This is a genomic window from Kribbella sp. NPDC026596 (assembly GCF_040638415.1).
In the GTDB taxonomy this organism is placed as follows: Bacteria; Actinomycetota; Actinomycetes; order Propionibacteriales; family Kribbellaceae; genus Kribbella.
Genome location: NZ_JBEZYF010000027.1, coordinates 83,514 through 108,043 on the forward strand (window position 1 = coordinate 83,514; position 24,530 = coordinate 108,043).

At 66.4% G+C, this 24,530-nt stretch carries 28 protein-coding genes; 17 read left to right on the forward strand and 11 right to left on the reverse strand.

What is annotated here, in order from left to right:
• Positions 1-87 precede the first annotated feature (87 nt).
• Positions 88-831 carry a hypothetical protein gene (locus tag AB0E63_RS23080; protein WP_360369670.1) on the forward strand — a complete coding sequence of 248 codons (744 nt, stop codon included), beginning with the start codon at positions 88-90 and terminating at the stop codon, positions 829-831.
• On the opposite strand, the gene AB0E63_RS23085 is transcribed toward AB0E63_RS23080, so the two are convergent.
• The 3 genes from AB0E63_RS23085 to AB0E63_RS23095 are packed head-to-tail and all read right to left on the reverse strand — an operon-like array spanning position 729 to position 3,892.
• Positions 729-1,214 carry a nitrilase-related carbon-nitrogen hydrolase gene (locus AB0E63_RS23085; RefSeq protein WP_360369673.1) on the reverse strand — a complete coding sequence of 162 codons (486 nt, stop codon included), beginning with the start codon at positions 1,212-1,214 and terminating at the stop codon, positions 729-731. The genes AB0E63_RS23080 and AB0E63_RS23085 overlap by 103 nt on opposite strands.
• Before the next feature lie 60 nt (positions 1,215-1,274).
• Entirely contained in the window at positions 1,275-2,522 is a 1,248-nt protein-coding gene (locus AB0E63_RS23090) for an MFS transporter (protein ID WP_360369754.1), read from the reverse strand.
• On the reverse strand, positions 2,510-3,892 hold the full coding sequence (locus AB0E63_RS23095; protein WP_360369676.1) for an FAD-dependent oxidoreductase: 1,383 nt from the start codon (positions 3,890-3,892) through the stop codon (positions 2,510-2,512). Before AB0E63_RS23095 ends, AB0E63_RS23090 begins: the two co-directional genes overlap by 13 nt.
• A gap of 80 nt (positions 3,893-3,972) precedes the next feature.
• Here AB0E63_RS23095 and AB0E63_RS23100 point away from each other — a divergent pair, with 80 nt between their 5' ends.
• From AB0E63_RS23100 to AB0E63_RS23135, 8 genes are all read left to right on the forward strand, one after another.
• Positions 3,973-4,323 (forward strand): metalloregulator ArsR/SmtB family transcription factor, encoded by a 351-nt coding sequence (locus AB0E63_RS23100; RefSeq protein WP_360369679.1) that lies wholly within the window; start codon positions 3,973-3,975, stop codon positions 4,321-4,323.
• A 32-nt stretch (positions 4,324-4,355) separates the two neighbouring features.
• The gene (locus AB0E63_RS23105) at positions 4,356-5,039 is read left to right on the forward strand and encodes a helix-turn-helix domain-containing protein (protein ID WP_360369682.1); all 684 of its coding nucleotides are present in this window, start codon (positions 4,356-4,358) and stop codon (positions 5,037-5,039) included.
• Complete coding sequence (locus tag AB0E63_RS23110; protein ID WP_360369685.1) at positions 5,036-5,782, forward strand: MIP/aquaporin family protein; 747 nt, start codon at positions 5,036-5,038, stop codon at positions 5,780-5,782. The genes AB0E63_RS23105 and AB0E63_RS23110 overlap by 4 nt, the downstream gene beginning before the upstream one ends.
• Complete coding sequence (locus tag AB0E63_RS23115; protein ID WP_360369688.1) at positions 5,779-6,180, forward strand: arsenate reductase ArsC; 402 nt, start codon at positions 5,779-5,781, stop codon at positions 6,178-6,180. Before AB0E63_RS23110 ends, AB0E63_RS23115 begins: the two co-directional genes overlap by 4 nt.
• Before the next feature lie 326 nt (positions 6,181-6,506).
• A complete protein-coding gene (locus tag AB0E63_RS23120) occupies positions 6,507-7,811 on the forward strand; it encodes a globin domain-containing protein (RefSeq protein WP_360369691.1) in 1,305 nt (434 codons plus the stop codon).
• Positions 7,759-8,316: a hypothetical protein gene (locus tag AB0E63_RS23125; protein ID WP_360369694.1), complete on the forward strand. Its 558-nt coding sequence runs from the start codon at positions 7,759-7,761 to the stop codon at positions 8,314-8,316. Before AB0E63_RS23120 ends, AB0E63_RS23125 begins: the two co-directional genes overlap by 53 nt.
• A gap of 77 nt (positions 8,317-8,393) precedes the next feature.
• On the forward strand, positions 8,394-9,914 hold the full coding sequence (locus AB0E63_RS23130) for a nitric oxide synthase oxygenase (RefSeq protein WP_360369697.1): 1,521 nt from the start codon (positions 8,394-8,396) through the stop codon (positions 9,912-9,914).
• A gap of 91 nt (positions 9,915-10,005) precedes the next feature.
• Complete coding sequence (locus AB0E63_RS23135; RefSeq protein ID WP_360369700.1) at positions 10,006-10,551, forward strand: dihydrofolate reductase family protein; 546 nt, start codon at positions 10,006-10,008, stop codon at positions 10,549-10,551.
• Between the two features lie 4 nt (positions 10,552-10,555).
• Here AB0E63_RS23135 and AB0E63_RS23140 read toward each other — a convergent pair whose 3' ends face one another.
• Positions 10,556-11,314, reverse strand: a complete 759-nt coding sequence (locus tag AB0E63_RS23140) for a methyltransferase domain-containing protein (RefSeq protein ID WP_360369703.1) — start codon at positions 11,312-11,314, stop codon at positions 10,556-10,558.
• A gap of 214 nt (positions 11,315-11,528) precedes the next feature.
• Here AB0E63_RS23140 and AB0E63_RS23145 point away from each other — a divergent pair, with 214 nt between their 5' ends.
• From AB0E63_RS23145 to AB0E63_RS23155, 3 genes are all read left to right on the forward strand, one after another.
• A complete protein-coding gene (locus AB0E63_RS23145; RefSeq protein WP_360369706.1) occupies positions 11,529-12,122 on the forward strand; it encodes a hypothetical protein in 594 nt (197 codons plus the stop codon).
• 96 nt (positions 12,123-12,218) lie between these two features.
• The gene (locus AB0E63_RS23150; RefSeq protein WP_360369709.1) at positions 12,219-12,734 is read left to right on the forward strand and encodes a GNAT family N-acetyltransferase; all 516 of its coding nucleotides are present in this window, start codon (positions 12,219-12,221) and stop codon (positions 12,732-12,734) included.
• Between the two features lie 56 nt (positions 12,735-12,790).
• Complete coding sequence (locus AB0E63_RS23155; protein ID WP_360369758.1) at positions 12,791-13,114, forward strand: nucleoside triphosphate pyrophosphohydrolase family protein; 324 nt, start codon at positions 12,791-12,793, stop codon at positions 13,112-13,114.
• A 442-nt stretch (positions 13,115-13,556) separates the two neighbouring features.
• Here AB0E63_RS23155 and AB0E63_RS23160 read toward each other — a convergent pair whose 3' ends face one another.
• Positions 13,557-14,144, reverse strand: a complete 588-nt coding sequence (locus AB0E63_RS23160) for an AAA family ATPase (protein ID WP_360369712.1) — start codon at positions 14,142-14,144, stop codon at positions 13,557-13,559.
• Between the two features lie 352 nt (positions 14,145-14,496).
• On the reverse strand, positions 14,497-14,817 hold the full coding sequence (gene cutA, locus AB0E63_RS23165) for a divalent cation tolerance protein CutA (protein WP_360369715.1): 321 nt from the start codon (positions 14,815-14,817) through the stop codon (positions 14,497-14,499).
• Positions 14,818-15,089: 272 nt separating this feature from the next.
• On the opposite strand from cutA, the gene AB0E63_RS23170 reads away from it, so the two are divergent.
• Positions 15,090-15,956 carry a hypothetical protein gene (locus tag AB0E63_RS23170; protein WP_360369718.1) on the forward strand — a complete coding sequence of 289 codons (867 nt, stop codon included), beginning with the start codon at positions 15,090-15,092 and terminating at the stop codon, positions 15,954-15,956.
• Between the two features lie 223 nt (positions 15,957-16,179).
• On the opposite strand, the gene AB0E63_RS23175 is transcribed toward AB0E63_RS23170, so the two are convergent.
• Together AB0E63_RS23175 and AB0E63_RS23180 are read right to left on the reverse strand one after the other, a co-directional pair.
• On the reverse strand, positions 16,180-16,695 hold the full coding sequence (locus AB0E63_RS23175; protein WP_360369721.1) for a GNAT family N-acetyltransferase: 516 nt from the start codon (positions 16,693-16,695) through the stop codon (positions 16,180-16,182).
• A gap of 269 nt (positions 16,696-16,964) precedes the next feature.
• Positions 16,965-17,834, reverse strand: a complete 870-nt coding sequence (locus tag AB0E63_RS23180; protein WP_360369724.1) for a transglutaminase-like domain-containing protein — start codon at positions 17,832-17,834, stop codon at positions 16,965-16,967.
• Positions 17,835-17,924: 90 nt separating this feature from the next.
• Here AB0E63_RS23180 and AB0E63_RS23185 point away from each other — a divergent pair, with 90 nt between their 5' ends.
• From AB0E63_RS23185 to AB0E63_RS23195, 3 genes are all read left to right on the forward strand, one after another.
• Entirely contained in the window at positions 17,925-18,332 is a 408-nt protein-coding gene (locus tag AB0E63_RS23185) for a tyrosine-type recombinase/integrase (protein ID WP_360369727.1), read from the forward strand.
• Positions 18,293-18,640: a VOC family protein gene (locus AB0E63_RS23190; protein ID WP_360369730.1), complete on the forward strand. Its 348-nt coding sequence runs from the start codon at positions 18,293-18,295 to the stop codon at positions 18,638-18,640. Before AB0E63_RS23185 ends, AB0E63_RS23190 begins: the two co-directional genes overlap by 40 nt.
• 342 nt (positions 18,641-18,982) lie before the next feature.
• Positions 18,983-19,153 (forward strand): hypothetical protein, encoded by a 171-nt coding sequence (locus tag AB0E63_RS23195; protein WP_360369733.1) that lies wholly within the window; start codon positions 18,983-18,985, stop codon positions 19,151-19,153.
• A 370-nt stretch (positions 19,154-19,523) separates the two neighbouring features.
• Here AB0E63_RS23195 and AB0E63_RS23200 read toward each other — a convergent pair whose 3' ends face one another.
• A complete protein-coding gene (locus tag AB0E63_RS23200; RefSeq protein WP_360369736.1) occupies positions 19,524-20,039 on the reverse strand; it encodes a hypothetical protein in 516 nt (171 codons plus the stop codon).
• Between the two features lie 821 nt (positions 20,040-20,860).
• On the opposite strand from AB0E63_RS23200, the gene AB0E63_RS23205 reads away from it, so the two are divergent.
• Positions 20,861-21,424 carry a dihydrofolate reductase family protein gene (locus AB0E63_RS23205; protein ID WP_360369739.1) on the forward strand — a complete coding sequence of 188 codons (564 nt, stop codon included), beginning with the start codon at positions 20,861-20,863 and terminating at the stop codon, positions 21,422-21,424.
• A gap of 438 nt (positions 21,425-21,862) precedes the next feature.
• On the opposite strand, the gene AB0E63_RS23210 is transcribed toward AB0E63_RS23205, so the two are convergent.
• On the reverse strand, positions 21,863-22,192 hold the full coding sequence (locus tag AB0E63_RS23210; RefSeq protein ID WP_360369742.1) for a hypothetical protein: 330 nt from the start codon (positions 22,190-22,192) through the stop codon (positions 21,863-21,865).
• Between the two features lie 1,500 nt (positions 22,193-23,692).
• Positions 23,693-24,334, reverse strand: coding sequence for a hypothetical protein (locus AB0E63_RS23215; RefSeq protein ID WP_360369745.1), 642 nt, complete (start codon positions 24,332-24,334; stop codon positions 23,693-23,695).
• Positions 24,335-24,530: the final 196 nt, after the last annotated feature.

The window sequence follows — 24,530 nt, forward strand, 5'->3', positions numbered from 1 at the left end:
CGATCGTCCCACCGATCATCGGCAGTGGCGGTCGGCGCCGCAGGTAGGGTGCTCCCACCATTCCGTCAACCGATAGGTGGTGCCGAGGTGCGCGGCTGGAACCTCGCCTTCGCTCTTATCCTCTGGGCCTACTTGTTGCTTGTCGCGCCATGGCTCGCACGCCGTAGCCATCGACTGCTCGTCCAATCGCTTGCCGCTGGTGATGCGAATGGTCGGATCCGTCAGTACACCAGCACCGCCGGACGGAACGTGGCAATCGCGGCTGTGGCAGTCGCCCTGGTGGTAACCGCCGATGGTGGTCAGCTCGAATATCTTGGTTTGCGGTCGCCAACGAACGCGGCCTCTCTTTCGGCGACACTGGCGGTCGCTCTGTTGGCCGTCATGGTTACCCGCTTGGTGCAGGTGCGGCGCAGCGGGAGGATCACGATGGTCTCCGGCGACAAGGTCAGGCCGTATCAGCCGGTGACCACGCTCGAGCGCGCGGTGTACGGCGTAACGCTGCTGGTCAACAGTGTCACTCGGCAGCTCGTCTTCGCCGGCTTCCTCGGCGTTACCGTCGTGTCGGTGTGGCCCGAGGCATCGGCATGGTCCGCGATCGGGGTTGCGGCGATCGTCGCTGCTGTGAACCAGAGCTGGCTCAGCCGGTCGGCCATACCGATGGGCGCCCTCGGTGGTGCGCTGTCGATGTATCTCTTCCTTGCGACCGAGAGCATTCTGCTGGGCGTGGCCTACTTCGTTGTCGCCGGTGCCCAGGGATTCATCGCACCGGTCACCAATGTCACGAGCAAGGCCGGCCCCGGCCGGTTGGACGAACCGGCCACCCCGGCGTGATAGGTCTTGCCGAGGAGGTTGCCGTTGGCATCGAAGTACAACAACGTGTTGTAGATCGTGCTCCCCGCGGCCTCGCGCTCATTGATCCCGATCACCAGATAGACCCCCGCCTGCCGAGCCGCTGCCCCGAGCCGGTCGGTGGCCTCGCTCGGTACGACGACGGCCTGGTCGGCCAGCATCGCGAACCACTGCTCGTCACCGTCCCAGATCGGCGGCCCGTCGATCCAGATCGGCGTACCAGGCACGAACGCCTCGGGAAACACGACCAGGTCGGCCGCCTGTACTGCGGGGTCGGCCAGCAACTCCTCCACCTTGGCAAGCGTCGCCCCGCGATCCATCAGCACGTACGCCGCTTGCACAGCCGCAACCGTCAATTTCGTCATCTCGCCCCCTGCCCCGACGATACGCCGCACGTCGCGATCACACGCACCGATGACGTCCGCTCATCGCAAGATCCGTGCGGGCGAGGTGTGGAGGTGATGTGTCACGGTCAGGGCGAGGCCTGCGAGGGCGCAGCTTCCCGCGGCGGTGAGGATGAGGGGGGTGTAGCCGAGGACGGTGGCCAGCGCTGCGGCTGCGAGTGGGGCGGTGGCGGCGGCGATGCTCGTGGGGGTGCCGAGGATGCCGGCGATGGTGGCGTAACCGTGGTCGCCGTACCGGTCGAGCAGGATGGCCGGCTTGGCGATCGAGGCGACACCGAATCCGAGCCCGAACGGGATCAGGCATATGGCGGCGCCTGCCACGCTCCGACCGGCGGCGGGGAGTAGTCCTAGCGCAATGCCTTGCAGGGTGATGATGACGGCGGTGATCGCGGTCATGGGGAGCCAACGGCCCAGGATGGTGACGGTGGCTCGACCGGTGACTGACAGCAGGCCGAGCAGCCCGGCCAGGGTCGCGGCGGTGGTTGGCTGGTGGCCGAGTCGGGTCAGGTAAGTCACCAGGTGAACGCCGATGACGGCCAGTGCCGCGCTGTGCAGTACGAAGGCCGTCGCGAGTAGCCAGAATCCGGGGTCATGCAGAGCGCGGCTGGGTGCCGGTCGCGGATGGTGTGCGGGCTGTGCCGTGATGGGTCGGGTACGGCGGAGTGCCAGCGCATGCAACGGGATCGTGACCACCGCGATGACGCCGGCAAGGATGGCGAGGGTCTGGCGCCAGCCGTACGCGTGGATCAGCTGGCCGGTCAGCGGGATGAAGATCGAGCTGGCGAAGCCGGCGACCAGTGTGATGCCGAGCAAGGCCGTGGTGCGCCTTTGCGGTGCGGTCGACGCGACGATGACCGCGAAGGCCGGCGGGTAGAGGACCATCGCCGATGCGATGCCGAGGGCAACGAAGGCGGCGTACAAGCCAGTCGTGGTGTGGACATGAGACCAGGCCAGCACCGAGGCTGCGGCGAGGATCGACCCGACTGTCATGAGGCCGTGGCCGCCGCGTCGGTCCAGCCAGCGGCCGATCGGAATCGCCAGTACGGCGCTGGTCAGGGAGGCGACAGCGAGGGCGCCGGTCGCGGTGGTGGTGGAGATGTGCAGGTCGGTGCGCATCGGCTCGAGGAGGGCGCTGAACGCGTAGTACAGAACGCCGTACCCGATGGTGGTGGTGACAGCGAGAGCGGCGACGACCTCGCGGCGGATTCCTCCGCGGCCGGCAACTGGTGTGCCGGCCGCGGAGGTGGTGGCTGTCGTCAGTTGCAGCAGCCTGACTGCTTGGTGGGGGTGTTGTCGATGACGGTCAGTAGGCCGCCGGTGATACCCGTCGCCAGGCCGCGCCCCGCCGGGACGGCTTGTGGTGCGGGGCCGCAGCAGCCGCCGGACTCCTCGGCACCGTCGCCATAGGCGAGGTTCGAGGAGCAGACTCCGGTCTCGGGCAGGTCCAACTGGACGTCGCGCGCGGCTTCCCAGTCGCCGGCGAGTGCGGCGACGACCGAACGGGCTTGCTCGTACCCGGTCGCGAGGAGGAACGTCGGCGCCCGGCCGTAGGACTTCGCACCGACCGCGTAGTAGCCGGGCTCGGGGTGGGCGAGCTCGTCGACGCCGTGCGGCGGAACGGTGCCACAGGAATGCTGGTTCGGGTCGATCAGCGGCGCCAGTGCCCGCGTTGAGCCGAGGATCGGGTCCAGGTCGAGGCGTAGCTCACCGACCATGTCGTGGTCCGGGCGGAACCCGGTCGAGTTCACGACCGTGTCGGCAACCACGCGCTGTTCGCCGGCGACAAGCTCCACGCGGCCGTCGGAGGTCGGCGCCAGTTCCTCGGTCCGGAACCCGCTGACCAATTCGACGCGGCCGGACTGCACCAGCTTCTTCAAGCGCGTGCCGAGCGCTCCGCGGGCAGGCAGTTCGTCGGCGTCGCCACCGCCGTACGTACGCGCCTGGTCGGTGCCGCGGACCACCCACAGCACCTCCGTGCCGGGGACCTCTTCGGCGAGTTCGCCCAGTTCCAGCAGCGTTGTCGAAGCGGAGTGACCGGCGCCGACGACCGCCGTACGGCGGCCTGCAAAGCGGTCACGGTCGCGGCCGAGTACGTCGGGGAGCGCGTGCGCGATGTGGTCAGCCGCGATCGACTCACCGCGGGCGGGGATGCCCGAGCCGCCGAGAACGTTCGCGCGACGCCAGGTCCCGGCCGCGTCGATCACCGCCGACGCGAGCAACTCGGACCCGTCGGCGAGGCGGACCAGGAACGGCGCGTCTTCGCGACCTGCGGTACGGATCCGGTCGAAGCCGACTCGGGTCACTGCGATGACCTCGGCGTCGTACCGGATGCGGCCGGACAGCTCGGGGGTCTTGGTGAGTGGTTCGAGGTAGTCGTCGATCAGGTCGCCGCCGGTGGGCAGCGTGCCCAGTTCGGGTTCGGTCCAGCCGCCGGCGCGTTCCAGCAGCCGCCGTGCGGCGGAGTCGAGGTCGTAGCGCCACGGGCTGAACAGCTTCACGTGCCGCCACTCGTCGATCGCCGCTGCCACGCTCGGCCCGGCCTCCAGGACCGCGAACTCGATCCCGCGCTCGGCCAGGTGCGCGGCCGCCGCCAAGCCGATCGGGCCCGCGCCGATCACCACCACCGGAGCTTCGGTCATGTCCTCATCCCCACTATCTAGAAGTTCATCTAATCAGCGCCCAGCTTGCCTCTTGATTAGATGGAAGTCAAGATAGATCTATGTCTAAACAGCAGATCGAGCTCATCGCCTCTCCGGCGGGTGGTTGCTGCGCTCCCATCTCGTCCGCGGTGCTCGATGTCGAACAGGCGGCCGAGGGTGCGGCGGCGTTCAAGGCGCTGGGTGACCCGGTGCGGCTGCGACTGCTGTCGATCATCGCCTCGGCCGGTGGGGAGGTCTGCGTCTGCGACATCACGCCCCAGTTCGATGTGTCCGGCCCGACGATCTCGCATCACCTGAAAGTCCTGCGTGAGGCAGGGTTGGTCGACTGCGAGCGGCGCGGGACCTGGGTCTACTACTGGCCGATCCGCGAGCGCATGCAGTGGATCGCCGGCCTCCTGGCGGTGGATTGACTTCCTGAAATAGCTCAGTGACCATTGAGTCAATGAACACTGAGCGATCTACCCTGGCCGATCGAGCCCGGATCCACGCCGCGCTCGGTGAACCGGGGCGGCTGGCGATCGTCGACACCCTGATCGCCGGTGACGTGGCACCGGGTGAACTCGGGGCGGCGCTCGACATGCCGACCAATCTGGTTGCCCATCACCTGAAGGTCCTGGAGGACGCGGGCGTGGTGGTCAGGACCCGATCCGAGGGCGATCGACGTCGTACGTACGTACGCCTTGTTCCGGATGCGTTGACCACGATCACCGCACCGGTGCTGTCGGCGCCGAGGGTGGTGTTCGTGTGCACGCAGAACTCGGCCCGTTCACAGTTGGCAGCGGCAGTCTGGTCGCGGCGCAGTCACGTCCCCGCGCTGTCGGCCGGCACCGAGCCTGCCGCCCGCGTTCACCCCGGCGCGGTCCGGGTCGCGCGCAAGCACGGACTCAACCCGGACACCTGGCGTACGTCGCAGGTCGAGGACGTCGTCCAGTCCGATGACCTGGTCATCGCGGTGTGCGACAACGCGTACGAGCACCTCCATCCCGACGTACGACCGCGGCTGCACTGGTCCGTCCCAGACCCAGCGCCGGCAGGTACTGACGCAGCCTTCGAAGCCGCCTACCGCGAGATCGCCGACCGCATCGACCGCCTCGCCCCCGCCCTCGCTGCCCCGGAGCGCGCGTGAGTGGCCCGGTAGCTCCGTTGTGGCGGCGCGCTGCGGCCGAGGGGCTCGGCACCGGGCTTCTGGTTGCGGTTGTTGTCGGGTCCGGGATCGCTGCGGCGTCGCTGTCTCATGGTGATGTCGGTCTGCAGTTGTTGGAGAACGCGTTCGCGACAGCGCTCGGTCTCGCCGTACTGATCCTTGCCATCGGGCCGGTCTCGGGCGCCCATTTCAATCCTGTGGTGTCGCTGGTCGACTGGTGGCTCGGACGTGCCACCGGGTCCGGACTGACGTCTCGCGATCTCGCCGCGTACCTCCCCGCGCAGGTCGGCGGGGCGATTGCCGGCGCCGTACTGGCCAACCTCATGTACGGCGAGACCGCCGTGACGTGGTCGACGACGCATCGCTCCGCCGGTCACCTGTGGCTTGCCGAAGTCGTGGCCACCGCGGGCTTGATTCTCCTGATCTTCGCGCTCGCGTGGACCGGCCGTGCCAACCTTGCGCCGGCCGCCGTCGGGGCGTACATCGGGTCGGCGTACTGGTTCACCTCGTCGACCTCGTTCGCCAACCCTGCTGTCACCATCGGCCGCGCGTTCAGCGACACCTTTGCCGGCATCGCGCCGAGCTCGGTGCCCGCGTTCATCGTCTTTCAGTTGTTCGGCGGCGTCGTCGGCGCCGGGCTTGTGGTTTTGCTGTACGCCGACGCGGGGCGTGCCGCCGACGACGTCGTCACCCCGCACCCCGACACCACCGGAGCATCTTCATGAGTAAGCCAACCGTCTTGTTCGTCTGCGTCCACAACGCCGGCCGATCCCAAATGGCCGCCGGCTGGCTGCGCCACCTCGCCGGTGACACCGTCGAGGTCCGGTCGGCCGGATCCGAACCCGCCGACCAGATCAATCCCATCGCAGTCGAGGCAATGCGCGAGGTCGGCATCGACATCACCGGCGCGACACCCCAGTTGCTCGCGACCGAGACCGTCAAGGACAGCGACGTGGTCATCACCATGGGCTGCGGCGACGCCTGCCCGATCTTCCCCGGCAAACGCTACGAAGACTGGGAACTCACCGACCCCGCCGGCCAACCGCTCGAGGTCGTCCGCGAAGTCCGCGACGACATCCGAGCCCGCGTCGAGAAGCTCGTCGCCGAACTACAGACCGCATAGAAGGACCACAAGGCTGTCGAGCACTGGTGATCGAGCCGGTGTGAAGCAAGCGATTGCAACAGCTGCGAGCGCTGTCGCCGAAAAGCTGTTCCCGCAAAGGTTTTCGAGACGTCTCAGTCTCATCGCGGTTTCAACCCGCCGGCCCCCGGGTAGGTCGGGTGGAGCACGGACGACCGGAAGAGTCTCGGGGACTGGACTGGGAGGAACTCTTGTCGATGCGGTACCCGACGGCTCGAACTGCCGATGAACGGCAGCAGGTGATGCCCCCTGATGGATTGCGCGTTTCGTTCGAGGAGCTGCCTCCCCGGGACGGATAGCCAAACCTGATGGATGCCAATGCCCTCCAGCAGAGCTGGGACCGGGTGACGGAGCACGGAGAACAGGTACCGCTGTACTTCTACTCGCACCTGTTCGTGTCCCATCCCGAGGTGCGGTCGATGTTCCCGCTCTCGATGTCGAACCAGCGGGACAAGTTCGTCAGTGCACTCGGCAGGATCGTCAGCCACGCCGACCAGATCGAGAACGATGCGGCCTTCGTGCAACACCTCGGCCGCGACCATCGCAAGTACGCCGTCGTCGCGGAGCACTACAACGCGGTCGGTGTTTCGCTGTGCGCGACCCTGAAGCACTTCCTGGGAGCCGAGTGGGACGAGGATCTCGCCGTCCACTGGACAGCGGCCTACCAGTTGGTCGCGCGGATCATGGTCGAGGCGGCGGAGACGTCCGAAGAGTCCAGCCCTGACTGGTGGGACGCCGACGTGGTCTCGGTCGAACGGCGGACCATGGACCTCACTTTGCTGACCGTCCAGCCGAGGCACGCGTTCCAGTTCCGCCCCGGCCAGTCGTTGTCCATGGAGATACCGCAACGCCCCCGGCTGTGGCGGTACTTCAGCCCGGCCAACGCCCCGCGCCGGGACGGTTCGATCGACCTGCACGTGCAACAGATCGACGGCGGCCAGATGAGCCCGGCGGTCGTGCGGTCGCTGAAGGTCGGCGACACCGTGAAGCTGGGAGCGCCGGTCGGCGACCGGCTGACCCGGTGGGAGAACGACGCGACCGACCTGCTGATGGTCGCCGGCGGAACCGGTCTCGCCCCGCTCCTCGCGGTCCTCGAGCAGATCGATCTCCAGTGGCAACAGTCGGGCACCGGCCCCCTGGTCCATCTGCTCCACGGCGTCCGGATGCCCTGGCACCTCTACGACCGCCCTCGGCTGCGAGAAGTCGCCGAGAGGCGGCCATGGTTCGACTACACGGAGGTCGTGTCGGACGACCCGTCCTATCCCGGCACACGGGGAAAGGTCGGCACGGTCGCGGCCCAGCAGGCGCTGTACGGGCGTACGGCGATGGTGTGCGGCGGCCCGCAGATGGTCGCGCACACGCTGGAGCAGCTGGCCGCCGCCGGGATGAGGCCCGAGCAGATCAAGTACGAGCACTTCTACTACGCAGCCGCGGACCAGCACACCGGAGTGCCGGCGCTACCAGGTCAGGAGACAACAGGTGACGAACAGCAACCACCGCCACGGCTCTCCGCGTTACCAGACAGCCCAGTCGATCCGGGACCAGACGTTCCCGCGTCGGATGAGGGGTCTCGACTCGGACGAGGTGTATGGATACCTCGATCTGGTCGCTGAGCAGGCACTGGCCAAGGAGCGAGAGCTCAGCGAGAAGCGGGCCGAGAACGAACGTCTCCAGGCAGAGCTGCGGCGCGTGCAGGCGGAACTGCAACGCGTGCAGGCGGAGCTCGACGAGCGCGAGCAACTCGGCGACCGAGTGAACGAGCAGGTCGTCCAACTCTTCAGCCAAGCACAGCTGGTGGCCGAGGAGATGGTCCAGGACGTCAGCCGGGATGCCCGTGAGCGCATCGGGCAGGCACGCGCCCAGGAGCGCAGGATCGTCGACGCAGCCATGGACTCGGCCGGCCAGCAGGTTCGCTCGTACGCACAGACGGCTCAGGCGCAGATGCAGTCGATCATGGAGTCGTTCGCCAGCGACGTCGACCGGCTCGGGACCACACCTCTGTCCGGCGAGCCGAGTTCTGCGGCGACCTATCAGGGCGACCCGTTGTTCGACGACATGGGCGACCGGCAGATCCGCTTCCGGAAGAGCGGCGGCCCGCAGTCTGCGGGCTCGGACTGACCGGTTGAGCGATTCGTAGCCAACCATCCAGGTGCCCGCCGGCCACAAGCCGGTCATCACGCTCCCGACGGAGTGATATGAAGACGCAACGTCAAGAGTTCTGCCCTGCCCACACGACCCCTGCCGACCCACCGGCGACGAAGAATCGCCGGCTTCTGGCCCTCCCGCTCGCAGTCGTCGGACTGGCTGTCGCCGGTCCCGGCGCGGTCGATCTCGGCTGGTACGTGCCGACCGGCCGTGCGACCGTCGTACTGCTCGGACTGAGCCTGGCCATCTTCTTCCTCGGCGTTCGGATCCGCGCCCGCCACAGCGTTGCGGTCCACGCCGGAGAACAGCTGCTCCAGATCGGCGACAGGCCGTGGCGCAAGACCCGGCAGGTCGGCCGTCCGGGGTCACCAGGTCCCGGGAGGATCCGGGCGACGCGGCGCCACCCGGTGAGCCAGCCCGCCCCCGAGCGAAGCCCCGCGAACGTCGACATCGAGGCGGTTCGGGCCGAGGCCGCGGCGTTCCTCGAGCTCTTCCGGGCCGAGAACCCCCAGGCCGGGTCGATCGGGCCGCGGGTCGCCGCGGTGATGCGCGAGATCGACCTGACCGGGACCTACTGGCACACCCCTGAGGAGCTGGCCTTCGGCGCCCGCGTCGCCTGGCGCAACAACTCACGGTGCATCGGCCGGCTGTACTGGCGCAGCCTGCAGGTGCGCGACCTGCGGACCGTGTCCAACGCCGGCGAGGTGGCCGGGCACTGCTTCGACCATCTGCGCGCGGCTCATAACGGCGGCAAGATCCGGCCGATGATCAGCGTGTTCGCTCCCGAGACGCCGTACCGGTCCGCCCCCAGGATCTGGAGCGAGCAACTCGTTCGGTACGCCGGGTACGAGCAGCCGGACGGGCGTGTTCTCGGGGACCCCCGCTACCTGACCTACACCACCGAACTGATCAAGCGCGGGTGGCAGCCGCCCGAACGCCCGGGAGCCTTCGACGTACTCCCGCTCGTCGTGGAGACCGTCGAGGACGGACCGAGGATGTTCCAGCTCCCCGAAGAAGCGGTCCACGAGGTCCCGCTCGAGCACCCCGAGCTGCCCTGGTTCGCGGACCTGGGCATCCGGTGGCACGCGGTCCCGGTGATCAGCAACTTCCGGCTCGTCATCGGCGGCGTCTCCTACCCGGCCGCACCTTTCAACGGCTGGTACATGGGCACGGAGATCGGGGCCCGCAACCTGGGGGACGGCGACCGCTACGCCCTGGTCCCGGAGGTTGCGGAACAGTTGGGGCTGGACACCTCCGACGAAGCGACCTTGTGGCGAGACCGGGCCTTGGTCGAGATCAACCGTGCGGTCCTGCACTCGTTCAAGGCGAACGGCGTCACCATCTCCGATCACCACACCGAGTCCCACAGGTTCCTCATCCATCTGGAGCGCGAGGAGCGGGCAGGTCGCCGTTGCCCGGCCGACTGGAGCTGGATCGTGCCACCGATGTCCGGCTCGCAGACCCCGGTCTTCCACCGCTACTACGACACCGAGGACCGAGTGCCGAACTTCTTCGCCGACGACGACGCCGTACGCCGCGGGCTCCAAGGCGGCCCACCCGCCTTCCGCTAAGCTCCTCGGCTTCGGTGTCGAAATGTCCATGCTTTGTTCGACGTAGGGGTGACTATCAATCACTGCCGACATCGTCCGAAGGAGCCCCACCATGTCGTTCCCGCGCAAGGTAGTCGCCGGTTACTTCCTGTCTCTCGATGGAGTGGCTGAGGCTCCCGACCGGTTCATCACCGCTTGGGACGACGAAACGGATGCCAGCGGCGCCAGGCTCATCGAAACCCAGGACACGGTCGTTCTCGGCCGCCGCAGTTACGACGAGTGGGCTGCGTTCTGGCCGGACAGCGAGATCCAGCCTTTCGCCTCCTTCATCAACGCCGTTCCCAAGTACGTCGCAACGTCGACGCCGCTCGAACGCGAGTGGACCAACTCGCGTGTGATCGACGGCGAGCTGGTCGATTTCGTACGGCGCCTCAAGGGTGAGCCGGGCGGCGACATCGGCGTCCACGGCAGCATTTCGGTCACGCGGACGCTGCTTGCCGCCGGCGTCGTCGACGAGCTCAGGCTCGTTGTCGCACCGACGATCGTCGGGAGCGGGCAGCGACTGTTCGACGGTTTGCCGCCTATCCGGCTCGAGACGATCCGCTGCACTGCCTCAGCTAGTGGCCACCTTCTCGTCGACTATCGCGTGGTTCACTAGGCGCCTAGCTGTTCCGGCGGGCGATGACTCTGGAGAGGCCGAGCGTACGGCCGCTGTCGGTGCGAAGCATCTGAGCTTCTTCCCGTCCCGGCGTACCCCTGTCATGGTCGCATGCGTCGTTCCATTGCAACCAGTCTCGCCACCCGTCGAGCAGTCGATCGGCGACCTCGACGGTGACCAGGCCGGTCTTCTCCCAGTGCCGGCGCCACCAGGCGGGGCTGTGCCAGGCGCAGAAGTCCCATTTCCAGTAGGGCTCGAGGTGTGGTGGCGGAAGCGTCTCGTACTCCTCGGCGAGACCGGGCTGAACGATGCCGAGCTGGCCGCCGCGTTTCACGAAGCGTGAGTAGTAGCCGAGATAAAGGTCGTCGGTGCCGAAGTAGTGGTAGGCGCCGATGCTGACGAGCGCGTCGAAGAAGTCCTCGGCGAACGGCAGGGCATGGGCTTCGGCGTAGATCGGGTGAACCTGGTCTTCCACGTGTGCCTCGGCCGCGCGGCGCGAGTTCTCGTCGGGCTTGACCCACAGGTCAGTCGCCCACACCTCAACACCGAACTCCTTGGCCAGGAAGATCGAGCTCAAAGCGGTTCCGCAACCCAGGTCGAGTACCCGCATACCGGCGTCGAGCGGCATGAGGTCGGCCAACGCCTCCGCCTGCCACACGGGGTTCGGCCCCATTCCCCCGTCGACCATCCACCGGCCCGAGTACCCAGCGGACCGCGGATACCGCTCGTTCCTCAGCAACACGTCAAGCTCAGCATCATCCACCCGACCGAAGTCTGGGCGACCACCCACAACCAGACAACCGGTTATCCGCCTGCCCGAATAGGGTGACCAATCCTTGCTACGCTGCGTCGAGCGTCAGAGCACAAAGGAGGTGGTCCACATGCGTCGTCTACGCGCGGTGCCGCCTCGCCGGGATCTCCAGCGGCTCTGACCCTCACCGGGGCTCACCGCATCCAACTTGTGCGAGGAGTCCTCCTTGAGTTCGATCGACCGATCTGTAGCGCTGAGCGCTGTGCGCGCGCTATTCCATGACTATCCGTGTGCCTACTGGGTGGCGGGAGGCTGGGCGCTCGACCTGTGCGCTGGTCGCGTACGACGGCCACACGGCGATGTCGATGTTGTTGTCCTTGCGCGCGATCTGGACCAGGTCGCCAGTACGTTCACCAGGCCGCGACCTTTGGTCCAGCATCCCGAGACGGGTGTCCGCCGTCCCTGGGCACACGGCGAACAGCTCACACCCGGCCCCAACGCGCTGGTCTTCCCCGACGACCTGCATCCTTGCCCGATCCAGATCCTCTTCGCCGCGTCCGATGCAGACGAGTGGGTCTACCACCGGGGTCGAGGAACGATCCGGAAGCCTCTCGCCGAGATCACGCTCACGTCGCCTGACGGCCTCCCGTACCTGGCTCCGGAGATCGTGCTCCTGTTCAAGTCACGCGGTGGTCGCCCAAAGGACGATGAGGACTTCGCCGACGTCGCCGGGCTGCTGGATCCGGAACGCCGACGCTGGCTCCTCGACCGCATCGCACCGCGCTACCCCGACCACCCCTGGCTACCGACCCTCCGCTAACCGCTTGAGCTTCACCGGCATCCACCCGCCGTGGGCCGAGTATCCGCTTCCCGAAATGTGTTTGCCCTGGATGGCGGGTCCTGCTTCGCTGGCGCTGTGACAGACATCCAGACATCCCGGCTGAGCTTGCATGCCATCGACACGGCAGAGGGCGAACGCATCGTCGCTCGACGTCCGGGTGACGGGGATGCCTGGGCTGAGGACTTCCCGTTCGACGGAGATGTCATCGGCGTCACAGCCTTTCTCCGAAGCACGGCCGCGCACGGGGACCAACGTCCCCTCGGGCACTACCGGATCACCCGCTCCAGCGACGGGAACGCCATCGGGGGCATCGGCTTCAAAGGCCGGCCGGACGGCGGATGCATCGAGATCGGGTACGGCCTGTCCCCATCGGCCCGTGGTCAGGGCTATGCAGGCGAGGCCCTCGTCGCCCTACTGGGTATCGCCGCCGAGCACGGATTGTCACGCGTCATCGCCGACACAACCAAGGACAACATCGCATCCCAACGAACCCTCGAACGCGCCGGATTCAACCAGGTAGGTGATGACGGAGACCTCTACCTGTACGAGGTACTACTCAACGCCCCGTCCCAGCGGACTCAGCCACAATAGCCCGCACGACCGTCGACAAGAGCCCTCGCTGGTCAGCCTATAGTTGCGTCGTGGATATGAACTCCTATCAACAGGCAGCCCTTCGCACCGCTGCACCCAAGGAGAAACATAACGAGCTGTTCCACCTTTTGCTCGGGCTCGTAGGTGAAACAGGTGAGATCGCCGAAAAAGCCAAGAAGATTGTCCGCGACAAAGACAGCGACTTCTCCCAGTGGGACATCGAGGATCTTAAAAAGGAACTCGGTGACACGCTGTGGTACGTCGCTGTTATTGCGGACCACTTCGATGTCCCTCTTGAGGACGTTGCGCAACTCAACATTGCGAAGCTTGCCGACAGGCAGCAACGAGCGATGCTCGGCGGCAGCGGCGACAATCGCTAGGTAGATCTGCGGTGGTCGACGCGCGGAGTGCGGCAGGAGAGTGCGCTTCGTGCCACGACTACTTCAGGGGACCCAGCTCCGCATCAAGCTTGGTGGGCCAGTCTGCGTCCGCGAGATCACCACGTACGAGGACATCGCGCCAATCACTGTTCGCCAGCTCCAATGAGCTGCGAAGCCGGCTCAAATCGCCTCGGGCCCACACGACGATCGCGGCCTGAACACGCTCCGAGTCACTAGCCTCAGACACGAGTCGCACAACTTCCTCCGCGCTTCCAGGCTCCGGGAAATCGGATCGGATCCGTCGCCGAAGACGCGATGACATGTCCGCCATACGAAGAGGATCGCAGACAACCACGGGCCGCCCCCAACGCTGACGAGGGTGCTGCCTCCAGCAGAGTCTCAGCAGGGCAGGTCGGTATCGGTGTGGCAGCCGCATGCGGTCTCACGTACTGGCGCTGTCGAGGAACGCCAAGGCCTGCGCGACGCACTCGTGCAACGGCTGGGTTGTGTCGAGCCGAAGGTAGGTGTCCGGCCGCTTCATGTTCGCGATCCCGTCGGCGAACAGGTCCGAACCGGAGCGCTCGCGATCAGCGGCCAAATCGATCGGCGGCGCGTCGACAGATGGCCGCTGACTGCGCAGTGCCTGCCGGGACCTCAAACGTCTGTCAAGCAGGCCGATGTCTTCGGTGACGCACTCGATGTAGCGGTATGCCACCCCGTGCTTGGCCGCGAGCGCCTGCCCGGCCGCCAGTAACTCGTCGTAGAAGCAAGGGCTGTCGATGACCACGCCGAGCCCTTGTGCCACGACGTCGTCAGCCATCGCCTTCACCACGTCGTAGCTGGCGACGCGGGCGAAGGTCAAGGCGCCGTGACGTTCCAGGTTGTCTGCGCCGTCACTTTCCAGCATCGCGGTCAGTACGACGTCGCGGTCTATCGCGACCAGCCGGCGATGGCGCACCAGCTCACGAGCGATGGTCGTCTTGCCGGCGCCCGGTACTCCCGACATCTGGACAACAACGACGTCACCCATCCGGCTCCCATCAACACGGCCCCATGGAACACGTACGCAGAGAAACCTAGCGGCCAAACTGATCACTCAGATCTGTCCCGAGGCCTCCATCCAGCAGCGACGGGCAGGTCGCGGCTGCGTACCTTGTCGAAGACGAGTCCTTCGAAGGTGTTTCAGCACGGCGTCGACGACTCGGGCGGCACACTCTGCGGCGTCCCTGACGACGAGATCGCTATCGTGCGCAACCCGTTCTGGGGCGGAAGTGTCCGGGACTGTCCGGCATGTGCGCTCCGTTTGGCTGAGCTGGCCAAGGACGCGGCGTCCGACTCTTAGGCGCCGCTGAGGTTCCGGCCGGGCTCGAGCTGGTTCGCGGCTAGTCCTTCGTCGTCCGGTCGAGCCAGTCCAGGTAGGCCGCGGAGCCTGCGGTGATCGGTACTGCGCTCACCTCAGGGTTGCCCCACGAGTGGTGCTCCAGCAGGTGAGCCTCGAGGTCGGCGTACCGGCGCTCCGTGGTCTTCAACAGGACCTGCCACTCTTCGCCTTCGCCGTACTGTCCTTCGTGCCAGAAGACCGAGACGACCGGCCCCACAACCTGCGCTCCCGCCGCAAGGCCGGCACCGACCGCCGAGCCCGCGAGCTGGACCGCCTCATCACGAGTCGCCGTTGCTGTCGGGACCTGCAGGTACCCAGACATGCCGCCGAGTCTAGGTGGGCGATACGACCTGCCGCGCGAGCGTCAAATGTCTCGTAGTCGATCTGTCGGGGCTGGGCGATAGCGTCCCGTGGGTGCCGTACTACCCGCCGCCGGCGAGACCGCTAGGCCCAGACGCTGAGGGCCAATGGGTCCACCGCTGGACATCACCAGAGTGGACGCGGACTGCAGATGCTTGGGTTGGTTGTCGCCTCGCCGAGCGTGGTCGCCGGGTCAGCGGCGAGCCGGTTACCTATCGGGCTCGCTTCTGGTCCGTGGTCCGCTGCTATCCGTCCGTCGAGGGACTGGTGTGGTTCAAGGAGAACAATCCTGGACATCGATTCGAGGCCGGTTTGGTCGCCGCGTTGGCGCGGCTCGCGCCAGAGGACGTGATCGTGCCGATCGCAGTCGATCGCGAACGCGGTTGGCTGCTCACGGACGATCAGGGAACGACGCTCACGCATCCTGACGTTCGTGATCAGCCGACGCGCTGCATCGTCGTCCGTGCGCTGGCCCGCCTTCAGTGCGCCGTCCTCGGCCGACTCAACGTGACCGAGCACCCCGGGGTCATCGAGCTCGCACCCAGCGCGGCCGGTGACCGCGTGCGCGCCGTCGCCCAGGAGTGGGCGTCGCTGCAGCCCGAACATCCGCTGCGGCCCGGGCCAGACGTACTGAAACGAGCTGTGGTTGCCGCTGAGGTACTGGATCGACGGACCGCGTCCCTCAGCGACATCGTTCCGCTCGACCTGGAGCTCAACGATGTGTACCCCGCGAACATCTTCGCCGACCGCTCGGCTGGCGCATTCCGGCCGCGGTTCTTCGACTTCGGTAACGCGATTTGGGGTCACCCCTTCGTCTCGCTGCACGGCTTCCTCGACTCAGTGGTCGAATGGACCAGAGCGCCCTTGTCTCGCACAGACCGCGACGAGCTGCTCGACGTCTATCTGACGGTTTGGCGCGATCACCTCGACGCCGACCCACAAGTCCTGCGGACCGACCTCGCCGCCACCGAGGCGCTGCTCGGCGTGCACCGCCTCGTCTCGTGGTTACGCCTCGTCCCGCACGCCGATCCAATCGAGCTCCAAACCCGAGCCGAGATACCCCACAACTACCTCGCCACCGTCGCCACACTGGCGACCTAGCGCCGACGCCAAACCTCCGCCGACCGTCACCAAGGTCATCTACGTCGACGTCGGATGCGATCCCGAGAAATGCCAAAGCCCAGGTCAGACCGGGATCTGCCTGGGCTTTGGTTGCGCGCTCGGAGGGATGCGAACCTCAACCTCCCCCAAAGGAGTTGCCGCCGCACCGTCCTAGGCCGCCAACTGATCCCCGGCCGACCAGCGCCACGTAGCCACATGCGGGTCAGCGGCTGGGGCGTTCGAAGATGAGCTCCAAGCCGTCCTCCTCATCCCACTGTTCGCCGTTCGCGACGAAGCCGAAGCCCCCAATGGTGGCCAGCGATGCCTGGTTGGTGGGGCTGATCGTGGCCCGCACGGTCCGTACAACGGGTTCGGCCGCCGCACGTTCCAGGAGCGCGGCCACGATCGCCTTGGCGTAACCCTGTCGCCGGTACGGTGGGTCGACTGTGTACCCGATCTCGACCATGCCAGCCGCGTCTGGTGGACCGTGGAAACCGGCATACCCGACCACGATCCCGTCGGCCACGACGAGCTTTACGAGCCACCCGAAGGTGCTTGGATCCTGGGTCAGCTGATCGAGGCGGTACTTCCAGAGCCACTTGGCCCTGTCAGTGAAGAACTCGTCGCCCAGTGGGAAGCCGAGCTCGGTCTCTGCCGCTGGACGGTCGTCGGCCAGCAACGCGCTCAATGCGGTACTGGTCATCTCGGCGAAGCGAACCACGCGGGAGGAGATAGTCATGACCCGCATTCTCAGTGCCAGCGGCCCGCCTGGCGAACCCATTAACCGCGCTCTTGATGCGCGTCGTGGTGGCCGTATGACCGAGCGGCCACGGGGACGGAGCTAACCGGCGGTCTGTGAGCAGCCTGAGGTGCGGACTTCGTTGTGCGGGTCGGGCGGTCGTTGGTCAGGTCGAGCGTCATCACGGTGCTTCGGTACGTCTTACCGGGCCATTGGACGGAGTCGACCGGGGTGACGCCCCAACGGTACAGATCCACTTCGCGGCGACCTCACGGCCGCGGACGCGACGTGAGGTCGATCGTGACCGGTGGGTCTCCGTATGGCGAGAGTTGGGTGACTGTTGGGGCCGGTCGGAGCTTCGGATCGGTCCGGAACCGGCGCTCCAGGTGATCTTCGGCCGCCGAATCTCCGGCGTCGGCGGCCAGCAGCAGTCGGGCGACCACGTCGGCATCGGAATCTGTGATCGCAGTGCCGACCTCGTCCCACAGGAGTGCCTCGTGACCGAAGCGGTGCAGGACTTCCATGATCACGTACGTCCGGATGAATCCCGGACCGGATAGCGCCGACCCCGCAGCCACGCCATAGCGCGCGGGATCGAGGCGACCGGCACGACAGCCGGTCCAGACTTCCGCGGCGGTCTCGAAAGGCGCCCCTTCACCGGTCGGCAGATCGCGGACGTCGAACGAACGACTCCCCGGCTCGAGCTCGGGATCGAACCGCTGCCACCGGGCGCCATTCCACCATTCGGCCACGACGTGATCACCGCGGAAGTCCGGAGCGAAGTAGCCGGTGAAGCCCACCCGGGTCCGCGCCGGGGTCTGGTGCTCGCGCAGAGCGGCGACCGCGAGCAGGCAATGATCACGACAGCATCCCGCTACCCGGTCGCCAGGCGGCCGTGGATCCAGCAGCGGGCCGGGATGCCGTGCCTGATCAAGGTCCAGAAGGGCCGAGACCCAGCGCGAGTTGATCTCGCCGCGACGGTCATCGCGCAGCAGGTGCGCCTCGGCGCGATAGTGGAGCACGACATTGCTGACGGCCGTACAGATCTCCTCGATCCCGGCCAGCTCACGCAGCAGCCGACCGTGCCGGCCAGGGTCGGAGAAGGCGGAATGTCGCGCGAGTCGGTCCCGAGCGGTCATGCGACGATCCTGCCCTGATTTCTGGTGACATTTCAGGCACTTACGCCGTCACCGCCGTCAGAACCAGCGCAATGATCCGAGCCAGCCAGTGTGATCACTGCGGACTTCTCCAGACCCACGGCTGGTAACTCGGAGACGAGCACCAAGTACTCGACCTCATCAGCTGCGGCCGGTCCACCTCCTCCGCACGCTCGGCACGACCTCCGCCATGTCCACGCGACGATGCTGCTCCTGGCCGGCGTACCCGTCCATGTGGTTGCTGACCGACTCGGGCACGCTGACCGGTCAACCACGCTGCGGCGTACGCCCACGTCATCCGTCATCCGTCAGCACGCGGCCGGGATCGCTGACCGCAGCCGTCGACCCCGCCACGGACGACTTGGAGGACGGGCAGCAACCGTCAGTGGCGGGATCTTCTGGTTTAAGCCCCAGGGTTCGATCTGTGGCAGGCTCGGGGCATGGCTGGGACGAGTCTTGAGCATGTCCGCGCGAACGTGAAGGACCTGAACGCCGCCGTCGAGTGGTACACAACGGTTCTAGGCTTCGAGGTCGAGGCGTACTGGCCGCCGGATGCGCCGAACTACGCGCACTTCAAGACACAGGCTGGTGCGACGTTTGCAGTAATGGAGGCCGAAGGTCGAGGCGGGCGGTTCAACTTCACCGTTGATGACCCGGACGCCCTCTGGAACGAGGTTCGCGACCTGGCCGTGATTGTCGAGCCGCTGTTTGATACGCCCTACGGAACGCGGAAGTTCACGATCACGGACCCGGACGGCAACGAGTTGGGCTTCGTGCGCAACGGATGAGCTGGTTGGCCGCATCTGCGCCGCCTTGCAAGTAGCTAGGACCCACACACCCCCGACCCGCTCCGAGATAGCCGGCGGCCAAATCGGCCTTGTCATCCCGGAGTCGTGAGGTTCGGCTGGGTCGAGCCATGACTTCTCCGGGGTGGCGATCACGCTCAGCTCCAAGGCGCCACAGACAGCGCTGGCGGCGGTGCGGGCGCAAAGCGCGGTGCCGGTAGAGTTCCTCGGGTCTCGCGACATCACGTCAGCGCCCGGCCGCACATCGGGGCCGACGTTCGATCAACGAGGTCGAGTCGGCAGGTTGCAGGTCCGTTCAGTGATCACCAAGTCAGCTCGCGACTGGTGCCTGTACCTGTGCACGTCGTGGCGGATCGGCTGGGGCACGCTGATCCGTCGATCACCTCCGGGTGTACGCCCGTGATCCGTCGCCACGCTGCCGGAATCGCTGATGTGTTCGCCGCCGCTGCTGACCACGTCAACGAGGATCAGGCCGCGGAAGACGACGACGGTTAGACCCGTCAGCGGGGGCGCTGTGTTAGCAGAGGCGTTAGCAAAATCCACCCCTGACAAAGCGAAACCCCAGGTCATCCACCTTGTGACCTGGGGTTTCATCTGCGCGCTCGGAGGGATCCGAACCCCCAACCATCTGATCCGTAGGAGCCTGCATGTGCTCAGGTCCTACGTCGCCGAACCTAGCCGGGCATCGCGTGCCTAGTTGCTCCGTGCTCGCCGTTGGGGTCAGCCAGCACTGCTGCGCAAAGGCGGAAGGCGGTCGCGCTGGTCTGAGCGGCTACCGGCTGAGCAGTGGGCACGGAAGTTGTACCCGTGTGTGGCCACCTGTGCGCACTGGCACGCTCCCGGAGGTGCGCACGAAGGGCACGCCTCAGCGATCGCTTCGGAACGCGTCCCCTGGTGGTCGAGTCACGGCGAACGGCACCACAGCGATGACCAGGGCGAGGCAGGCCACTGGGGAGACCCACGGAGGGTGTCTCGGCCAGGCCAGGAGTATGGCCGGAATGGTGAAGGCGATAGCGAGCCCGGCCGCGGCCCCGATGTCGCCAACTCGCCGCCTGCTCCGTTTTTCCGGCGTTTCCGCGAACAGGCTCTCAGGGACCTCGCCTCGATTGCTCGATCGCGAGGTCTGCGCCCAGTAGTTGATCAGGCCAACCGCGCGGTCCGTGCGGTCCTCCGCGGCGATCTTGGGCTTGTGCAAGGCCAAGGCGATGCAAGGGCGACCATCTCGCCGACCGATCGCAGCCCCGAACGATCCGGGCTTCGCCGAAACGACGTTCTCTCTGGCGATCCGGTGAGTCCACAGCGGATTGCGCACAACCAGCTCGTCGCGCGAGAGCCACACCGCGGGCCGCACGATGCCGAACCACCAGAACACCGCGTACATCACGATCGCCGTGAGCGGGTCGCTGATCGGATGGTCGTCTTGCATCGCGGTGGAGATCAGGGCGATCGGGGCGGTAGCGAGGATCCCTACTCCAATCCCGAGCCGGACGGCCAGGCTCACCCGCCAACAGCGGCTGACCGCACCATCGGGTAATCGGTGTCCCGCGCGACGGTCTGTGCTCACTCAGGAATCATGGCAGGCATATGCCTGGCAGCGGAACCGATTGCCACACTCGCCGCGCTGACCTGGGTCTTGCGGTGCTCCCCTGCCAGTTTCGATCCAGGTCCTCGAGATTCAAAGTTGCCGCCGCCCCGTCCCCAACGGGCTTGGCGTCGGTCCGGGTGGGTCGACTGCCGCCTCCACCTCGCCATATGAGTGCCCGACCTGGCGGACGAGTTCAACGAGCTTCTTGTCCACGACTGCCGCTCTGGCCCTAGGTCGTCCATCGCGCGACGAGCACCCCTTCTGGCATGTCCCGGAGAACACAAAGCCCAGTTTTGTCCCGATGGCGGTTCGTGTGGACCTGTTGGGGGCAGACTGCTGCGCGCACCGAGCACGAATGACTACCGCCGAACTCAGATCGCGCATTGATCAGTTTCCTGCGCCGAGCCGATCTAGACTCCCGAGACCGGCCCATACCCGGAGTCCAAGGAGCTCATCCGCGCGGGCCTCCAGCAAGTGCCACTGCCGTATAGGCGCGCCGACGGAGAAGCCTCGTGAGACTTCTGCCAATGACCTGTCGGATCCGGAGTGAGGCGTTCGTAGGAGGGGTGACGGGCAGCCGGAGAAAGGCCGCCGGACTGACAGAAAGGCATGGCGCCATGCGGAAACTGATCTACGGCATGAACCTGACCCTGGACGGCTACGTCGCCGCGCCCGGCGACGACATCGACTGGGGCAGGCCGAGCGACGAGCTGTTTCAGTGGTGGCTCGACCAGGAGTTGGCGATCGGGCTGTTCATGTACGGGCGCAAGCTGTGGGAGGCGATGAGTTCCCACTGGCCGACCGGCGACCAGCAGCCCGACGCCACCCCGGCGCAGATCGAGTTCGCGCGGAACTGGCGGGACACGCCGAAGGTGGTGTTCTCCTCGACGATCGACAAGGTCGACTGGAACGCTCGCCTGGTCACCGGCGACGCTGTAGCGGAGATCACCCGGCTCAAGGCCGACGACGGCGAGCCGATGAGGGTGGGTGGCGCAACGCTCGCTGGGGCGGCCATGCGGGCCGGCCTGGTCGACGAGTACGAGATCGTCACTCATCCGGTGCTGGTGGGCGGCGGCACACCGTTCTTTACCGCGCTGGACAGCTGGGTGAACCTGAACCTGGTGGAGACGCGGACGTTTCCCGGCGGCGTGATCCTGACCAGGTACGAGACGAGGCCTTGAGCGCGATTCCTCTGCTGCTTGTCTGAGGGAGTGCCAGCATGCCCCGGAGCAAGTCGAGCTGTTCGCTGCGACAGTGGCTCGGCGCACGATCCCTGGCATCGGGTGAGGGGTTCCACCGGTACATGCCGCGGTGCCGTGTCGTGTGACCTGCGACGGGAAGACGCACCCGCCCCGACTCCGCCCTAGCCGGCCAAATCGACCCGTCATCCCGGAGTCGTGAGGCCCTCGCCGGAGGCAATGCCCTTGGTACTGAGGAAAGACACCGAGACCGGGCGCGGGCGGTGAACGGCCGGAGGCCGCATGCGCACGGCCGCGCGCCTTGATCCATAAGAGCCAAATTCGGCAAGTGGGATCGGCGACAGGATCGGCGGGAGGGTGTGATCCGCCAGGAGATCCGCGACACTAGGTGATGTACTGCCGGTCGGTCAGAGAAACCGACTAGCTGTCCCCCATCGCCAGTTCGTGGAAGTACGTGACGGGCTTGCCCAATGCGTTGGCGTACGCGATCTCGCGGCGGGTGGCCTCCCCGATGTAGCCACTGGGGTTCACGATTCGTACCTCATCTGCGAGGTCGATCCTGCGGAGGTGCAGCTCGCCCAAGGCCCGCACGAGCAAAGGGTCCAGCACAGGCGCCTCGGTGGCCTCCGGAGCCAGGACGATCGCCAGATCGAGCGTCAAGCGCGTGCGCTCGGTCGCAAACTCCCTGCTGAAGCGCAGGGAACCGCACAGACAAACGATCTTCGGGCGAGCAACCGGCACGTTGGACATGGACACCCTTCGAGAGCCAAAGATCCCTCCACCATTCCATGCTGCCGTTGATGCCCAGCCAGTGGGACGGCGTCAGGCGATAGACGGAATGAGAGTGATCCGCGCCCGGCGAGCTGAGGTCTCCGGCTGGCTTTGGGTCGGCAGGTCGTGCGCCGGCTCCGTGATCGCCGCGTCGGGCTGAAGGTGTTCGCCGCTGCCGCTGACCATGTCGACGAGGACCAGGACGACGAAGACGGCGGACCAGATCCGTCAGCGGTGGTGCCGTGTTAGCAGAAGTGTTAGCAAGAACCGCCACGAACAAGCAGAAACCCCAGGTCATCTAGCTCCTGACCTGGGGGTTCGTTTGCGCGCTCGGAGGTGTTGCGCGCTCGGAGGTGAGACATCACATTGCGCGCTCGGAGGGATTCGAACCCCCAACCTTCTGATCCGTAGAGACGTGCATGTCGTAGAAGGCAGTCACCAGGAGCGTACTTCAGTGTCTTTGGCTTCGCGCGCCGTAGACTCCCGCACACCCGGTTAGACGCGAGTTCGTGCCCAAAACCATGCCCATCACCCGTCGCATCGTGGGGCCCGGTCTCCGGTGCTGCGCGACTGCTCCGTGCTCGTTGTGCGGGGTCGTTGGGGTCAGTTAGCACCGCCTTGCAAAGGCGGTTGTGACGCTCCCGCGTAGCTCAGCGGTGGATCGCTAAGCGTGGGCTCGACCGGTTGAACCCCGTTGGTGACCGGTCGAGCCCGCTGGCATGTTCTCGTTAGGGCACGCGGAGGGCACGACGCGTCATCGCTGAGCCAAAATTGGCTGGCATCGCTCGCATCTTGGTTTGTGGAGTCCCGTCCCGCTGCGTGATCCACAGAGCCTCGAAGGGCGTTGACGTGAACGACGGCAGACTTGGAGACGTCGAGAGCATCGTTCCACCGTCCCTCGCGGATCGGATCCGGTCGTATCACTCCGCCGGTCCGGCATGGCTGCAGGAACTGCCGGGGCTGATCGCGAACTGCGTGAACCACTCGGATCGAGGTACTGGGATCAAAGTCGGCGCCATAGATGCCGAGGAGATACAGGCTTTGCTCGGGCGAAAGAAGCCGGCGTTCTGCCTCACTGGCAATGTTGGGTGTGCTAGCACAGGGTGGGACTCGGCCTGCGGCGTCGGACGGAGTAAGGGCCCTTCGGGCAGGCCTCAGGTGCGCAGCGCCGAGCAATCCGATTCAGGCAAGCGCCACCGTTCGATGACCGCCCCAGCCCGAACTTGGACCGTCGGCTGGATCAGGGAATGTAGAGGAGCCTCTACAACAGCCAGCATCTGGTCATACAGGGCTTCCACGACACCTCCAAGCAGCAAAGGATCGTACCGGCCATTGCGTGCACAGGCACTCACATCGACAGTTCCGTCCTTCACCGACAGCGGCAAATCAGTGCGTTCTTGGTTGCTACCCAGGACGGGGCAAGGTCTGCGCGGGTGGCGTATATCCCGGTGAGGGGCTGGTAAGCGCGACGTGTGCTGTCTAGGGCGCGATGGTGATGTCCAGCTGCGCCGATAGCATGTTGCCGCCGTCGGTGTGAAGCGCGATGACCAGCCGCCATTTTCCTGGCGGTACGGCGTACCCCAGGTCGGGAACCATCGAGGCTGTGCCGATCAAGACCGGCACAGGGCGGCTCTGGTGAGGTTCGAGCGCGAACCCCACCCGGCGCGCGTAGAGCGGACCGACGTACAGACCGACGATGCCGCCGGAGCTGTCGGTCACCGCTGAGGTCAGGGCACCGCTGGTGAGGAGCACTTGCTCGTGCGCGGCTCGGTTGGTTACCAGCACGTCCTCGTGCGTGGACCGCCCGGTCCGGACCGACAACGGCGACACGGCTTCCACCTCGAGGCCGGCGGATTCGGCGGGTGCGCCGCGTAGCTGGGGTAGGTCCTCGCTCGCCCATAGCTGTCTGGCCGGAAAGGTCATCGCCCCGACCTGCAGATCCAGGAGGCTCCCGTACTTGGCGGTCAGCGTGGCCGCGATGTCGGTGGCCCAAGCGGCCAACTGGATGCCGAACGGCGGCTCACGCCGCTCGCCGTCGGGGTTGGGATAGACCACGAGCGCACCCGGCGACTCCTCGCTCAACCAGCGCAGATCCACGCGCAAACTCTGCCAGCCAGCCATAGCCTGACGGTATCGGAAACCGCGCGCTCGGCGGGCCGCGGGCGGAGGACGATCAAGACGCCGAAGGAACGTCCCAAAATTCGGACCGCACGTCACTCTCAGCGGCATAGAAAGACGTTCTGCGTGTCGGTCCGGGCGCGGGAACGTCCTCCTGATGCGCTTGTAGGGCTTGGTGTCCCATCGCAGGAGGAGGACG

Coding starts and splice junctions, on each gene's coding strand:
- AB0E63_RS23085 (WP_360369673.1), bottom strand. CDS start 1,214: ATGACGAAATTGACGGTTGCGGCTGTGCAAGCGGCGTACGTGCTGATG.
- AB0E63_RS23095 (WP_360369676.1), bottom strand. CDS start 3,892: ATGACCGAAGCTCCGGTGGTGGTGATCGGCGCGGGCCCGATCGGCTTG.
- AB0E63_RS23100 (WP_360369679.1), top strand. CDS start 3,973: ATGTCTAAACAGCAGATCGAGCTCATCGCCTCTCCGGCGGGTGGTTGC.
- AB0E63_RS23105 (WP_360369682.1), top strand. CDS start 4,356: ATGAACACTGAGCGATCTACCCTGGCCGATCGAGCCCGGATCCACGCC.
- AB0E63_RS23115 (WP_360369688.1), top strand. CDS start 5,779: ATGAGTAAGCCAACCGTCTTGTTCGTCTGCGTCCACAACGCCGGCCGA.
- AB0E63_RS23120 (WP_360369691.1), top strand. CDS start 6,507: ATGGATGCCAATGCCCTCCAGCAGAGCTGGGACCGGGTGACGGAGCAC.
- AB0E63_RS23125 (WP_360369694.1), top strand. CDS start 7,759: ATGAGGGGTCTCGACTCGGACGAGGTGTATGGATACCTCGATCTGGTC.
- AB0E63_RS23130 (WP_360369697.1), top strand. CDS start 8,394: ATGAAGACGCAACGTCAAGAGTTCTGCCCTGCCCACACGACCCCTGCC.
- AB0E63_RS23135 (WP_360369700.1), top strand. CDS start 10,006: ATGTCGTTCCCGCGCAAGGTAGTCGCCGGTTACTTCCTGTCTCTCGAT.
- AB0E63_RS23155 (WP_360369758.1), top strand. CDS start 12,791: ATGAACTCCTATCAACAGGCAGCCCTTCGCACCGCTGCACCCAAGGAG.
- AB0E63_RS23160 (WP_360369712.1), bottom strand. CDS start 14,144: ATGGGTGACGTCGTTGTTGTCCAGATGTCGGGAGTACCGGGCGCCGGC.
- cutA (WP_360369715.1), bottom strand. CDS start 14,817: ATGTCTGGGTACCTGCAGGTCCCGACAGCAACGGCGACTCGTGATGAG.
- AB0E63_RS23175 (WP_360369721.1), bottom strand. CDS start 16,695: ATGACTATCTCCTCCCGCGTGGTTCGCTTCGCCGAGATGACCAGTACC.
- AB0E63_RS23180 (WP_360369724.1), bottom strand. CDS start 17,834: ATGACCGCTCGGGACCGACTCGCGCGACATTCCGCCTTCTCCGACCCT.
- AB0E63_RS23190 (WP_360369730.1), top strand. CDS start 18,293: ATGGCTGGGACGAGTCTTGAGCATGTCCGCGCGAACGTGAAGGACCTG.
- AB0E63_RS23200 (WP_360369736.1), bottom strand. CDS start 20,039: ATGTACGCGGTGTTCTGGTGGTTCGGCATCGTGCGGCCCGCGGTGTGG.
- AB0E63_RS23205 (WP_360369739.1), top strand. CDS start 20,861: ATGCGGAAACTGATCTACGGCATGAACCTGACCCTGGACGGCTACGTC.
- AB0E63_RS23210 (WP_360369742.1), bottom strand. CDS start 22,192: ATGTCCAACGTGCCGGTTGCTCGCCCGAAGATCGTTTGTCTGTGCGGT.
- AB0E63_RS23215 (WP_360369745.1), bottom strand. CDS start 24,334: ATGGCTGGCTGGCAGAGTTTGCGCGTGGATCTGCGCTGGTTGAGCGAG.